Raw genomic sequence first — 14091 nt, 5'->3', positions numbered from 1 at the left:
ACGGGTGAACCAGCGCGGTCGGCAGGGATAATCCGAAGAGACCGTTTCCCCTGTCGGTGAGGAGTGATCGGTGAATGCGAGTGCGGCGGCGACCTCGGGCGTGACCGGCTGGCGGGTGCGACGGCCGGGACCGATCGATGGCGGACCGCTCGACTTCGTTCGCGAAGCGGTGCCCGAACCCGCGGCCGGTGAACTCCTCGTGCGAGTACTGGCCTGCGGAGTCTGTCGCACCGACCTGCATGTTGCCGAGGGTGATCTGCCGGTGCATCGGCCCGGCGTAGTGCCCGGGCACGAGGTGGTGGGGGAGGTGGTGGCGCAGGGACCGGGATCCGCTGGGGCACTCGGCTCTTCGGCTCCCGAATTCGCGGTGGGTGATCGCGTCGGCATTGCCTGGTTGCGCCACACCTGCGGCATCTGCCGGTACTGTCTGCGCGGCGCGGAGAATCTCTGCCCGAATTCGCAGTACACGGGCTGGGACGCGGACGGCGGTTACGCCGAATATGCCACTGTCCCAGCGGCTTACGCGCACCAACTGCCCGACGGATACAGCGATATGGAAACCGCGCCGCTGCTGTGTGCCGGCATCATCGGCTATCGGGCGCTGCAGCGTGCGGATCTACCGAGGGGTGGACGGCTCGGGATCTACGGCTTCGGCGGCAGCGCGCATATCGCCGCGCAGGTGGCGCTGGCGCGCGGTGCCGAGGTGCATGTGATGACCAGGGATCCGGCGGCGCGCGAGTTGGCCGCCGACCTCGGCGCGGCCTCGGTGCAGGGTGCGGCGGATCGGCCTCCGGTGCAATTGGATTCGGCGATCTTGTTCGCGCCGATCGGCGAACTGGTGCTGCCCGCTATGGAAGCGCTCGATCGCGGCGGCGTCCTTGCCATCGCGGGCATCCATCTCAGCGATATCCCGGCGCTGAACTATCAGCGGCATCTGTTCCAGGAGCGCGAGATTCGCTCGGTGACTGCCAATACCCGCGCCGACGCGCGCGAATTCTTCGCGCTGGCGGGCGAACACCGTATACATGTGACCACAACGGGGTACTCCCTCGGTACGGCGGATCGAGCCCTCGCGGATCTCGCACACGGACGTTTCACCGGCGCAGCGGTTCTCATCCCATAGGCGCCCGAATCGTCGTGCGCGGGACCGGATTCCAGGACACGATTCAGCGCTGAACCGGTCTCGCTTCAGCTGAGTTGCTTGACGCAACTCTCTATCGTTCTTACCTTCGCAGATATAGCCGAGTGACACTTGTCGCTGACAAGCGTCACTCGGCTTCTCACAACGGCGTGAGAGGTGATCACGATGGAAATCCGGAAGGTAAGAATATTCGAGAAGTGGCGGCCGGCACGGGTATTCGCTGTGCTATTGCTCGTCGCGACGGCGGGGGTGGTGACCGGTATCGGCGCGCAGGCACGGGCGGACTGTGCCGCGGTCGATGTGGTCGTAGCCAGAGGCACCGGGGAACCCGGGTGGCTCGGCTCCGTCGTCGGCGACCCGCTGTATGGCACGCTGCTCCAAGCACTTCCGGTGAGCAGCAGTGCTTACCGGGTGGACTATCCCGCGGACCTGCTCGACCCTACGTCGCTCAGCCGCGGCACCCAGGACATGACCGACCATGTCATTCGGCAGTCGCAAATGTGCCCGGATCAGCAGTTCATCCTGGTCGGCTACTCGCAGGGCGCGGCCGTCGTGCACGGTGTCGTCGGCACCGGCATCGTGACCGCGCTGCCCGGGATCTACGTGCTCCCTGGCGATCTCGAATGGAAGGTCTCCGCGGTTCTGCTGTTCGGTGATCCCCTCCGCCTGATCGGCTGGGGCGTCCCAGGCAACTACGCCTGGAAGACCGCCGACTACTGCACCGGAGGTGATCCGATCTGCGGTGGCGGCATCGACCCGAGCCAGCACACGAACTACGGCTGGGCATTCTGGCCGGCCGCGGAATTCGCAGCGGGCCGGGTATAACCGGGAAATCCGCGCGGCGGGGTCGAGTATCGACCCCGCCGTCGGTGTGTTCGCACGAGATTCATGCCGATGGCACCCGGGCGTGGGACAGTCTGAAGTATGAGAGCGCACCGTCGCATCGGCATGATCATTGCGGGACTCGTGAGCATCGCCCTGGTGCCGGGGTGTGGTACCGCATCCGACAGCGGTCACCCGACCACCTCGACGGCACCGGGGGTGATCCCGCTCATCTCGACCGACGATCTGCGCGGCGCTCAGTCGGACGAGGTACATCTGTTCGGGCTCAACGATTTCCACGGCAATCTGCAACCACCCACGGGTTCGACCGCCAAGATCGCTGGACACGACGCGGGCGGTGCCGCGTACCTCGCGACCCATCTGGCTCGGTTGAAGAAGGCGTATCCGGCCAGCGCCGTGGTGTCGGCGGGGGACAATATCGGCGCGAGCCCGCTGGTCTCCGGACTTTTCCACGACGAGCCGACCATCACCTTCCTGAATTCCATCGGGCTGGCCGCCTCCTCGGTGGGCAATCACGAATTCGACAGCGGCGTAGTCGAATTGGCGCGGCTGCAGCAGGGGGGATGCGCGCTCGCCGGATGCTCGCCCGGCGCGCCGTTCACCGGAGCGAAGTTTCCCTTTCTGGCCGCCAACGTCACCGGTGCGGACGGTAAGCTGCCGTCCACTCTGCGGCCGTGGACGATGCTCGAGGTCGGCGGACACAAGATCGGGGTCATCGGCACGGTGACGCCCGAGACGGCGAGTATCGTGCTGCCGGAAGGCATTCGGGGCTACACCTTCGGCGACGAAGTCGCGGCGATCAATCGCTATGTCCCCGAGGTGAAGTCGGCCGGTGCGCAATCGGTGGTGGCGTTGGTGCACGACGGTGGCGTGCAGAGAACAGCCCAGAATGCGGCGGTCGACTACAACGGTTGTGCGAATATCTCCCCCGAGGTCACCGCTTTGGCAACCGGTGTCGATCCCGCAGTGCGGGTGCTGTTCACCGGACATTCGCATCAGCCGTATGTCTGCACCATCGACGGCAAGGTGGTCACCCAAGCCGCCTCCTACGGTCGGCTGATCACCGATGTCACCCTGCGCTTCGGCGCCGACGGTGTGCAGGCATCGGCGGTCAACCGGGTGGTGACCCGGGAGGTCACTCCGGACGCGACCACCACCTCGCTGATCGACTTCTATGCCGAGCAGGCCAAGCCGCGCGCGGAGCGGCCGGTCGGCATCGCGGCGGCGTCGCTGCCGCACGAACCGGCGGGCTCCGGCGAATCGCCGCTCGGTGATGTCATCGCCGACTCGATGCTCTCGGTCACCGCGGCCGCACCCGCGGCGGCGGTCGCGGCCTTCATGAATCCGGGCGGTGTACGCACCGACCTGAAGTCCGGTCAGATCAGCTATGGAGATATCTACAGCGTGCAGCCGTTCGGCAATCAGGTTGTCACCGTCACCATGACGGGCAGTCAGATCCTGCGCCTGCTCGAACAGCAATGGAGCAACGGCAAGGCGACCGTGCTCTCGCCCGCTGGGCTCACCTACACCTATGTCGAGTCGAGTCCGAAGGGCAGCAAGGTCGTCGCCGACAGCGTGCGCATCGGCGGCCAACCCCTCAACCCGGTCGCCACGTATCGCATCACCACCAACAGCTTCCTGGCTTCGGGCGGCGACGGTTTCACGGTCTTCACCGAGAGCACCGACAAGACTGTCGGGCCCATCGATCTTGATGCTTTCGAGACCTATCTGAAGGGCCGCCCACCGCTGGAATCGCCGCCCGCCCGCGCCGGGAAGCGCTGAGCCGGTGGGCAAACGCGGTGTCCCGATTGACCTTTCGCGTTCGGGCATTATCTGAAAACTGTTGTAACACACAATATTAGCGACGCCCATTGGTGACCAGTCACACATCACCCTTGGCCGTCGTTCGCTTGCCCGGGGCTAGCTGCGCCGATTAAAGTTACCCACCAGTAGGGCAATGGTGTTCCTGCATTGGCTCAGCAAACTGTTGGCTGGAAGCCGAAATCAATGATGTCCGCATTCACTGCTGCATGCCGGGCGCGCATGTGTGACAACTCAATTCGAGTGCGACAGCAGGAGGAAATGCGATGACAACTTTCATCGTGACGGGCGGAACCGGATTCTTGGGCCGGCGGGTGGTTCAGGAACTGCTGACGGCCGATTCCGAAGCCATTGTGCATGTGCTGGTTCGCACCGCATCGGTGGCGAAATTCGGTGAACTCACCGCGGGCTGGACGGGTGGCGAACGCGCATTTCCGATGCTCGGTGATCTGACCGCCGAAGGTCTCGGTTTGATCGAGGACGCGCCCGAGGCCGACCATGTGATCCACCTCGGTGCGGTCTACGACATGACCGCAGACGAGGAGACCGCGCACGCGGCCAATGTCGCGGGCACGCGCTCGGTGTTGGAGCTGGCCCGTGAATTGGGCGCGGTGCTGCACCACGTCTCCTCGGTGGCCGTGGCCGGTGACCACAAGGGCAAATTCTTCGAGGAGGATTTCGACCTCGGTCAGCAGCTGACCTCGCCGTACCACCGGACCAAATTCGCCGCCGAGAAGCTGGTCCGCGAATCAGAGGGGGTGCGCTGGCGGGTGTATCGGCCGGCGATCGTGGTCGGCGATTCACGCACCGGTGAGATGGACAAGATCGACGGTCCGTACTACTTCTTCCCCGCCATCTCGCGCCTCGGCGCACTGCCTGCCGAACTGCCGATGCTGCTGCCGGATCTGGGTGCGACCAATATCGTGCCGGTCGACTACGTGGCGGGCGCGATGGTCGAGCTGGTGCGCCGCAAGGGGCTCGACGGACGCACATTCCACCTGGTCAACCCCGAGCCGCAGCCATTCGGCGAGATCTACGGTGCGCTCGCGGCCGCGGCGGGTGCGCCGACCGGAATCGGCACGGTGCCCGGCAGCGGGTTCGCGCTGAACGGGCTCGCCCACATCCCGGGTGTCGCGACCGTTCGCGATTTCCTGTTGGCGCAGTTGGGAATTCCGGCCGAGGTCGCACCGCACACCTCGTTCGCGGCGGAATTCGTCTCCGACTCCACACGGGCACAGTTGCGCGGGACGGGGTTGGCGGTGCCGTCGTTCGACAGCTACGCCGAGCGGCTGTGGCAGTACTGGGCCGAGAACCTGGACCCGAACCGGGGTCGGCCCGGCGATAGCGGTGATCGGCTGGATGGTCGCGTCGTCCTGATCACCGGGGCGTCCTCCGGTATCGGCCTGGCCACCGCCCATGCCGTCGGGCAGCGCGGTGCGACCGTACTGATGGTGGCGCGCGGTGTGGACGATCTGCACGCCGCGGCGGAGTCGGTGCGGGCCGAAGGCGGTGTCGCGCATGCCTATCCGTGCGATATCACCGATTCCGACGGCGTGGACGATCTGGTCGCCGCGGTGCTCGCCGATCACGGTCATGTCGATTATCTGGTGAACAATGCGGGACGGTCGATCCGTCGTTCGGTGGTCAATTCCACCGACCGCATGCACGATTTCGAGCGGACCATGGCGGTCAATTACTTCGGTGCGGTGCGACTCATTCTCGCGCTGCTGCCGTCGATGCGGGCGCGGCGTTTCGGACATATCGTGAACATCTCCTCGATCGCCGTGCAGACCAAGGTGCCGCGCTTCGCCGCGTATGTGGCGAGCAAATCCGCGCTGGACAACTTCAGCGAGATTGCTGCTGTCGAAAATCGGGATGCGGGAATCACTTTCACCTCCGTGCGCATGCCATTGGTGCGCACGCCGATGATCGCGCCGACCGATATCTATCGCTCGCTGCCGGTGCCGGATCCCGACCGTGCCGCCGCCATCGTGGTGCGCGCCATCGAGGATCGCCCGCACCGCATCGACACCCCGGTCGGCACCTTCGCCCAAGCGGTCGAACTGCTGATGCCGTCGGTCAAGCGGACGATCATGCACCAGGGGTTCCGCTGGTTCGGTGAATCGCATGCGGCACAGGGGAAGCAGCAGACGGTAACCCCCGCCGCTGCCGACGATGCGGATCAGGACTCCGGTCGCAATGCGCTGTCCTACCTCGCACCGGTGGTACTGCCGCTGATGGCACTGCCGAGCCCGGCTGCGCGGGTCACCCGGGTAATCCCCGGCCTACATTGGTGACAGATCCCATCATGGGCTGATTTTCTCGACGCGACCCGCCTGCTGCGGCGACTGTGGGACGTTCGGCCCTGGTGTGGACGATCGGTGTTTCGTATTCTTGCAGTGCCGACCCGCCGTATTTCCTGCGGCGTAGTTGCGGTCCAGTCCCGGGGTGGTGACGAATCCTGGGACATGGGACCGTCGAACTCGTAGCAGGGATAACGGTCGTGAAAGTTCGTAGGAATGGTGTGGGGCAGTTCGATCAGTTGACCGATGAATTCTTGTCGGCCCTCGAGTTTCTGAAAAAGCTGTCGGCCGAAGGCGGTGGGATGACCGCCCTGTGCGGCGCCTGTGTGCGGGTGCTGCCGGTGCAACGTGCCGCGATCCTGATTCAAGAGCGCGATGCCGGGCTGCAGCCGTGGGCCACAAGTGATTCGGTGGCGGCGCGGGTGGAGGCGGTGCAGGCCACCGCGGGGCAGGGGCCGGCCATGGACGCCGCCGTCGCCGGTGTGCCGGTGCTGGTGGCCGATCTGGCCGAGACCGATGTGCGGTGGCCGGGTTTCGCGGACGAATTGAACCGCGTCGCGGTTACCGGGGCGGTGGTCGCGGGGTCGATGGTCGCGGTGCCGTTACAGCTGGGTGTGGTGCATTTCGGCGTGCTCGACCTATATCGGGCCGAACCGGGCAAACTGGAACCGTACGTGATTTCGGCGGGGCTGCATATCGCCGATCTGGTCATCGCGCAGTTGGTGGTCGGATCGGCGAAATCCGCGCATGCCGCCGCGCAATGGTGGGATCAGCCGCTGACCAGTCGCACGATCCACCAGGCGGCCGGAATCGTGCTCGCGCAATTGGACATTCGCGCACCCGACGCTTATGCGCGGCTGCGCGCCTATGCCTTCGCGCACGGGCTGTCGCTGGCCGAGGTCGCGGCGCTGGTCGTGGACAACCGGCTGCGCTTCGATAACTGACTCAGTCCGCCGCGTCGGCACGCAGATCGATGCGCCCCTCGACAATGTCACCGGCGATCTCGGAGAGCCGTCGTCCGGTGGCGCGGGCATGTCCGCGCATGATTTGGAACGCGCGATCCATATCCCGGTCGCCGCGCTCGGCGAGCACACCCTTGGCCTGCTCGATGGCGACGCGCGTGTTCAGCGCAGTCGGAAACTGCGCCTGGATCGTCGCGCCCTGTGCGAGCAACACGTGTTGCGCGATGCCGACGGCCGCGATATCCGCGAGGATCTGCCCGATGCGCAGATCCAGCTGTCCGAGCGCGCCGGCCGAGGTGGCGAGGATCGTGAGCGCACCGATGCTGCCGCGGTGCAGCCGCAGTGGCACGGCATAGGCGCAGCCATACCCCGCGGCCGATGCCGCGGCTGCGAACTCCGGCCACAGCTGCCCGTCGGCGCGCAGATCGGAGACCGATGCCGCGGTCGCGTTTCGATAGGCATGCAGGCTCGGTCCCTCGCGCTGTAACAAACCGAGCAGTCGGGCCGACTCGTTGGTAGAGGCAAGTACCTGTAGTTCACCGCGTTGGTCGGCTAGCAACAATCCGGCATCGCTCGCGCCGGTGACTTCGGTACAGGCTTCCAGTAGCTGCTGACATAGTTCGACAACGTCGAAATCGCTCGCCAGCGAGTCGACCGCGCGCACAAGTGACCGTAATAACTGGATCGAATCCGGCAGCGGCTCGGATGATCGGTCGTGCTGCCGATCGTCGAATGGGGGCGCCATTGCAGTCTCCCGGTCGCGGTCATTGCTACTCGCCGCAATGCGGCACATTTAACGGAGAGAATTCAGCGAAAGTAAGCCTCACCGGGCACATTATCGTGGCACGGTCAGGTCGAGCCTGTCGTCCATCGTGGCATTCGGATAGTAGTCATGTCGACCACTATCCGATGGCCGGTCAACGGAATCCGATGAGTAGCTGGATAATTCAAAGGAGCATGGTGGTGTCGAAATCGTGGTGTGTTACTTCGCTTAGCCATACCATGGAAACGTCAGCAAGTGCGGCGCGGGACTCGAGGGGACGACCGACTTTCGCACATATGGGGTGATTCGGGTGTCTGACAACACGGTGCTGGTCGCCGCGGCAACGCGGCTGGCCGAACTGCTACCTGCGATCGGTGACACAGCGGAGATGGTGCGCCAGCTGATGAACAGCGCGATCGTCGCGCTCGACCTGGCCGGCTGCACCGTCATGCTGATGCCGGATGAGACGCTCACGCCCGACGAGCTCTCCCGAATGGCCGCCGCGGCACCGGACGAGCTGGTGGCCATGGAACTCTGTCAGCATCGCAGCGAACGCGGTCCGAGCGTGGACGCGTATCGGTCCGGCAAACCTGTCGCGATCGACGATATCGGTCGACACGGCGAGCGCTGGCCGGAGTTCGCCGCCGAGGCGGTCCGGCACGGGTTGTCGTCGCTGGCCGAGATTCCGATGCGGGTCGGCGAGACCACGGTCGGTGCGCTCGGCCTGTACGGCCCGAGCCCACGGATCTGGACCGACCAGGATCTCTCGGTGGGCGGACTGTTGGCCAGCATGGCGACCGGCCATATCGTCAATTCGAACGTGCTGCGCCGTCAGCAGCGTCTGACCGCGCAGTTGCAGCATGCGCTGGATTCGCGGATCGTCATCGAACAGGCCAAGGGTGTGATCGCCAATGCCAGGCGGATCACGCCGGAGGTCGCGTTCGAACTGATCCGCACACACGCTCGCAAGAATCGGGTCGCCATACATGCGGTGGCGAAAGGGATCGTCGAACTCGGCCTGCGCGTCTGAGTAAATCCATTACTGCGCGAAAGTGCATGATCATTTGCGCGCGGCGCGGTAATGTGAAAGTTGGACTATCGGCCCCAGTCCCCGGCCGATTCCGTTCTCCGCCAGTGCCGTCCATGCCCTCGACGGTCTGCTTCGACGCAGCTTCATACGTTGAAATCAACCTGCTTGTCGCATCACTTGTTTGTCTGGGGGCAATCGTGATCCTGCTCGTTTCATCTCGGTCCGAAGGCAATTCACATCGGTCCGAACGACTTCCAACCACTCTGCGGTCCGTCGCTCGGCCGGTTCGTAATCGGATTGATATCGAATCCGATGTTGTCGATGCAGAATTGGTACATCGCATCGGCGACGGCGATCAAGAGGCCTTCGCTCAGTTCTACCGCCGCACTCGCGGTCTGGTCTATCGCCGGGTGCTGGCGATCGTCCGTGATCGTGGGTATGCCGAAGAGACCTGTCACGACGTCTACCTCGAGGTATGGCGCTGTGCGATCGGGTTCGACGAGCGCCGCGGTTCCGTGCTCACCTGGTTGCGCATGCTGGCTCATCGCCAGGCCGTGGACCGGGTTCGGCACGAGCGCGCCACCATGGACCACAATCACTCCTGGGGCAGTCGCGACTATCAGCCCCCCAGCGATGTGGTGGCCGAGGAGGCGGTGCGGCACGACGAAAGGGATGCCCTGCGTCGCAGCCTCACCCATCTGACCGCACTCCAGCACGAATCCATCGCGCTCGCGTACTACTCCGGACTCAGCTATCCCGAGGTGGCGGCGCGTCTCGGGGTCGGTCTCCCCACGGTCAAATCCCGGATCCGGGCGGGGCTCGAGCACCTGAAGACCGACCTGTCCGAACCGCTCAACTAGCGCCGGGCAGACTGCCCGTGCCGACGGTGAACGGCGCGCTGTGCTCGTCGGTACCCATCATGATCGAATCCTGTGGTGGCCGTCGCCGGCGATGGTGCAGCAGCGAGGGTGATCGTGGTGTTGCCTGCCTGGGCGCAGGCTAGTTTGCACTGGTGCGCCGGACATGGTCGCGCCGTCCTGACCCAGGACCCCGCGTCGTGCGGATAGCGTGAAAACGACCTCGCCGATCTGCGGTGCGTGGGCGCCGCCGCCGGGCAGATTCATGACCGCGATCTCGGTCCGCGAGCCGGTGTCGGGTTGGTCGTACTTCCATTTGCCGAGATAGGGCTGCGCCGGAGTGCTGTGTCGAGGCATCCTTCGAGGCGGAAGTGGAGCGTCCGCGCGAGACCGATCGAGTGGCTATCCGGATCCGATTGTGTTGCTGACGATGTCGGCAATGCCCGCACGGAATGACTTGGGGGAGAAGGTCATAGCGTGGGCTCGGATGACTGTCGGATCGTAGGCGGTGGAATCGAAGTCGCCCATGGCCTGCGCCAAGCCCGCGATGACGTGCTCGTCGCTGCCGTGTTCGACGAATTCGCCGGTGATCCCGGGGCGCACGGTATCGCGGGCGCCGCCCTCGTCGACCGCGAGAATCGGTGTGCCACAGGCCATTGCCTCGACAGGGACGATGCCGAAATCCTCGATGCCCGGCATGAGCAGGGCGCGGCAGCGGCGGTACATGTCGAGCAGGGTCTGGAAGGATGCGGCACCGAGGAAGGTGGTTTCGGAGCCCGCGATCGCATCGAGTTGGGGGCGGAAGCGTCCGTCGCCGACGACGACCAGGCGCACACCTGCGCGCTGGGCGGCGCGGATGGCCAGGTCGGGGCGCTTATAGGGGACCAGGCGGCCGGCGGCGAGGAAGAAGTCTTCGCGAGGCACGGTCGAATCGGGAGTGAAATCGTCGACCTGCACCGGGGGATTGACCACGGTCGAGGGCAACCGCCACCAGTCGCGGATACGATCGGCCACCGCGTGCGAGTTGGCGATCACATGCGTGAGGTGTGGGGCTGCGCGTAGTTCGCCGCGGCGGGCCAGTCGGCCGAGGGCGGTGAGTGCGAGTTGTCCGGCGCGACCGCCGGCCTCCTGTGCGCGGAATTCCGGATCCCAGGCCCAGCGGGCCGGACTGTGTACGTAAACGATGGTCGGTGCGTCCGTGGCGAATGCGGCCTGGGTGGCGAAGGCGTGATGACTGATCAGCACCGCGTCGAACCGTCCGCGCAAGGGCAGCTGTCGAAGGGCGCCTGGAACGAAGGGCAACAGCGGGGCGTGCGAGCGACGACCGGTGGCGGTGTATGCGCGGCTGAGCCAGGTGCCCTGCACCGCGGTCAGCGGCGGTCGGACGCCTGCCGGATCGACAATCGGTGCGAATACCTGTGCATCGGGCCAGGTTTCGACGAATTCGCCGACCACCGCCTCGGATCCGCCGAATTCGGTGAACCGCTCGTGCACGATCGCGATTCGCGACGATCCGGTCCCATTGTGTGACAGGTTCATTCGGACACCGAGTCGATGCGGCGGGGCTCGGCCTTGCGTCGAATGGCCGGAGCCACCGGACGGCCCTCCAACAACCCGTCGACCGTGCCCTGCTCAATTGCCTTGCGGTACACGCTCGCCGCCTCGAGGCACGCCGTAATCGTTCGGTCGATATCGGGTTCGGTATGCGCGGCCGAGGTGACGAAGGATTGACCGAGCACGCCTCGGTCCAGCAGTTCCTGCAGGAACAGCGTGCGGAACTCCTGGGATGGCCTGCCCTCGGGATCGCGGGTCGCGAAGATCAGACAGGAGGGACGGCCCAGCACCTGCAGGTAGTCCGCGATACCGAGATCGGCGGCGATCGCGTTGACACCGTCGGCGAGCAACCGACCGGCATGTTCCATCCGTGCGATCGGATCGCCGGTGGTGTACTCGTGCGCGACCGCCCGAAACGCCGCCAGCGAAGCCGATTCCGGCCCGTGCGTGGTGGACAGCAGGAACACCCGATCGCGGTCGGTGCGCAATCCGCCGAGTTCCATGAACTCGCGCTTACCCGCCAGCGCCGAAATCGGGAAACCATTGCCCATCGCCTTGCCCCAGCACGACAGATCGGGTGTGACCTCGTAGATGGCCTGCGCACCGCCCGCCGACCACCGGAACCCGGTGATCATCTCGTCGAAGATGAGCAGGGTGCGATGCCGATCGCAGAGTTCGCGCACACCTTCGAGAAAGCCGGGTGCGGGTTCGTTCAGTGCGGTCGCCGCCTCCATGACCACGGCCGCGACCGTGCCGGTATTCAGCACGGCGGCCAGCGACGGCAGGTCGTTGTACTGGAACTTCATCGTGCCGGTGACGGCCTCGGTGGGTATGCCGCTGGCCATCGGGGTGGTGCCGATGAACCAGTCGTCCACCGAGAAGAACGGTTGATCGCAGACCGCGATGACGGTGCGTCCGGTCGCGGCCCTGGCCAGTCGCACCGCGGCGGTGGTGGCGTCGGAGCCGTTCTTGGCGAATTTGACCATGTCGGCGCCCGGTGTCAGCGACAGGAAGTCCTGTGCCGCAAGCAATTCCAGCTCGGTGGGTCGACTGAAGCTGACACCGTCGGCAATCGCCCTGGTCACGGCCTCGAGCACCGGGCGGTATGCGTGGCCGAGGGTGACCGAACGCAAGCCCATGCCGTATTCGATATAGCAATTGCCGTCGGCATCCCAGACCCGACACCCCTCGCCGCGCACCAGAACCGGCGCCATGAACTCCGGATATTGATCCGGCCCGCGGGCATAAGTGTGCGCACCGCCGGGTACCAGATCGTGCAGCCGCGCCTGTAGCTCGTTGCTGCGCGCGAAACGGTTGCGGCGGGCCGCTTGGTTGTCGGGGTTGGTATGGCCGCGGTCAACGTGGTCCATGCTGAGCTCCTGGCAGAGATGATGCACGCGCACACAGGGCCCCCGGCACGAATCGGCATGCGCGCGATAGGTTCTCCGGTTCACTGTACGTCCGGTGGGGTGCGGTGTCCGCGCAACTTCGTCACCCCTGGGCGATAGGGGTGGTAACCGCCCACAGGTCGTGATCGGCCCTACGACCGGTGGCGCCGACGAAGCTGCGCATGCGTCCCTCGCGGACCATGCCGACGCGCGCGGCGATTTCGGCGGAATGCGCATCACCGGGTTCGATGGCGGTCGCCACCCGGCACAGACCGAGTGCGGTGAAGGCGTGGTCGATCAGTAGGCGGGTGACCGCTATCCGGACCTGCTCACCGCCGACGGCCGGATCGGTCCACACGAACATGCGCGCATTGCGATCGAACATATCCAGGTCGAACAATCGGCATTCGCCCGCATAGGCGCCGTTCACCTCCACCGCCAGCACCAGACCCCGTTCGGATCGCAATCCCGCACGAGCACAGAAGAATTCGCGTAGCCAGGCGATTCGTCCGTGCCGGCGCTCCCACGCGGCGGCCGGTGCGTTGGGCTCCGGATCGAGTGCATCGCGATTACGGATTCGCGCGGTCCGCCACCGGGTCCGGTCCAGCAGGTGCCGACTGCGCAGCACCACCATCGGATCGTCGGGATTGGTGAGCCGGGCCGTGGGCGGTGAGCGCAGTGGATCGAACCGGTGCAGTGCCCGGCCCGCGCAGTACCGGGCGACGGCGGTCAGCACTGTGGTCCGGTTCAGCGGCGTATCTGTGTCGGCGTCCGGTCGGACAGGCTGCGGCGTTTCCGGATGTTGGGTCGAGTGGCTCTCGATCCAGTTCCGCGCGAAGCCCTTCGGTGGGATCGCGACATTGGTGATCGCCCACAATTCGTGGTCGCGCCGAGCCCCACCGACATCGAAATACCTGGTCATCATCGCTTCGCGCTGGAAACCGATGAGGGCGGCGCCGCGCGCGGTGGCGAGATTCGCCGGGGAGATCGGGGCGGTGATGCGTTGCAGACCGGCCGGTCCGAAACCGAAATCCAGCACCATGGACGAGGCCAGGCCGCCGATGCCGTGCCGTGCCAACTCCGCGTCCACCCAGATCCCCATTTCGGCGGAGCCGGTTGCGGATTCGATGGACACCAGTTCGATCTGGCCCGCGAGTCTGCCGTCGACCTCGATCACCAAGGACAGTCGGCGACCCGCCCGTGCCTCCGCCCGCCCGCTGAGACATTCACGGACCCAGAGCTTTCCGGAATGTCGCGCGTCCCAGTCCAGCGGCGAACTCGACCAGAAGGGTTCGACATAGCGCTGATCGCGTAGCCGAATCCGCCGCCAGTGCGCGTAGTCGTCGATCCGCGGCGGGCGCAGCACGACCGTCGCGCCGTGCAAGGTCATGGGTCCGAGCCGGATTCCGGACAACGAACTGCTGGACAT

General features: G+C 65.6%; 11 protein-coding genes. 7 read left to right on the top strand and 4 right to left on the bottom strand.

What is annotated here, in order from left to right:
* The first annotated feature begins 100 nt into the window (after positions 1 to 100).
* The 5 genes from ACIBW7_RS18085 (at position 101) to ACIBW7_RS18065 (ending at position 7052) form a co-directional block, all read left to right on the top strand.
* On the top strand, positions 101 to 1123 hold the full coding sequence (locus ACIBW7_RS18085; RefSeq protein WP_397048172.1) for a zinc-binding alcohol dehydrogenase family protein: 1023 nt from the start codon (positions 101 to 103) through the stop codon (positions 1121 to 1123).
* 183 nt (positions 1124 to 1306) lie between these two features.
* Complete coding sequence (locus ACIBW7_RS18080; protein WP_397047504.1) at positions 1307 to 1966, top strand: cutinase family protein; 660 nt, start codon at positions 1307 to 1309, stop codon at positions 1964 to 1966.
* Positions 1967 to 2065: 99 nt separating this feature from the next.
* Positions 2066 to 3766, top strand: a complete 1701-nt coding sequence (locus ACIBW7_RS18075) for a bifunctional metallophosphatase/5'-nucleotidase (RefSeq protein WP_397047502.1) — start codon at positions 2066 to 2068, stop codon at positions 3764 to 3766.
* Between the two features lie 305 nt (positions 3767 to 4071).
* Entirely contained in the window at positions 4072 to 6102 is a 2031-nt protein-coding gene (locus ACIBW7_RS18070) for an SDR family oxidoreductase (protein WP_397047501.1), read from the top strand.
* Positions 6103 to 6308: 206 nt separating this feature from the next.
* On the top strand, positions 6309 to 7052 hold the full coding sequence (locus tag ACIBW7_RS18065) for a GAF and ANTAR domain-containing protein (protein WP_397047499.1): 744 nt from the start codon (positions 6309 to 6311) through the stop codon (positions 7050 to 7052).
* A 1-nt stretch (position 7053) separates the two neighbouring features.
* Here the strand turns inward: ACIBW7_RS18065 and ACIBW7_RS18060 are convergent, their stop codons facing one another.
* Positions 7054 to 7815 carry an ANTAR domain-containing protein gene (locus tag ACIBW7_RS18060; protein WP_397047497.1) on the bottom strand — a complete coding sequence of 254 codons (762 nt, stop codon included), beginning with the start codon at positions 7813 to 7815 and terminating at the stop codon, positions 7054 to 7056.
* A 328-nt stretch (positions 7816 to 8143) separates the two neighbouring features.
* On the opposite strand from ACIBW7_RS18060, the gene ACIBW7_RS18055 reads away from it, so the two are divergent.
* Together ACIBW7_RS18055 and ACIBW7_RS18050 are read left to right on the top strand one after the other, a co-directional pair.
* A complete protein-coding gene (locus ACIBW7_RS18055; protein ID WP_397047495.1) occupies positions 8144 to 8863 on the top strand; it encodes a GAF and ANTAR domain-containing protein in 720 nt (239 codons plus the stop codon).
* 329 nt (positions 8864 to 9192) lie between these two features.
* Positions 9193 to 9723 (top strand): sigma-70 family RNA polymerase sigma factor, encoded by a 531-nt coding sequence (locus ACIBW7_RS18050; protein ID WP_364486692.1) that lies wholly within the window; start codon positions 9193 to 9195, stop codon positions 9721 to 9723.
* A 399-nt stretch (positions 9724 to 10122) separates the two neighbouring features.
* Here the strand turns inward: ACIBW7_RS18050 and ACIBW7_RS18045 are convergent, their stop codons facing one another.
* The 3 genes from ACIBW7_RS18045 to ACIBW7_RS18035 all read right to left on the bottom strand — a co-directional run bounded on the left by ACIBW7_RS18045 (position 10123) and on the right by ACIBW7_RS18035 (position 14091).
* Positions 10123 to 11259 (bottom strand): glycosyltransferase, encoded by a 1137-nt coding sequence (locus tag ACIBW7_RS18045; protein ID WP_397047492.1) that lies wholly within the window; start codon positions 11257 to 11259, stop codon positions 10123 to 10125.
* Positions 11256 to 12644: a glutamate-1-semialdehyde 2,1-aminomutase gene (locus ACIBW7_RS18040; protein WP_397047490.1), complete on the bottom strand. Its 1389-nt coding sequence runs from the start codon at positions 12642 to 12644 to the stop codon at positions 11256 to 11258. The genes ACIBW7_RS18045 and ACIBW7_RS18040 overlap by 4 nt, the downstream gene beginning before the upstream one ends.
* A gap of 121 nt (positions 12645 to 12765) precedes the next feature.
* Positions 12766 to 14091: a GNAT family N-acetyltransferase gene (locus ACIBW7_RS18035; protein WP_397047488.1), complete on the bottom strand. Its 1326-nt coding sequence runs from the start codon at positions 14089 to 14091 to the stop codon at positions 12766 to 12768.

The sequence above is a fragment of the Nocardia sp. NPDC049526 genome (assembly GCF_044465765.1).
Classification (GTDB): domain Bacteria; phylum Actinomycetota; class Actinomycetes; order Mycobacteriales; family Mycobacteriaceae; genus Nocardia.
The sequence above is the reverse complement of the archived record's forward strand: the minus strand, read 5'-3'. Positions and strand labels throughout refer to the sequence as shown.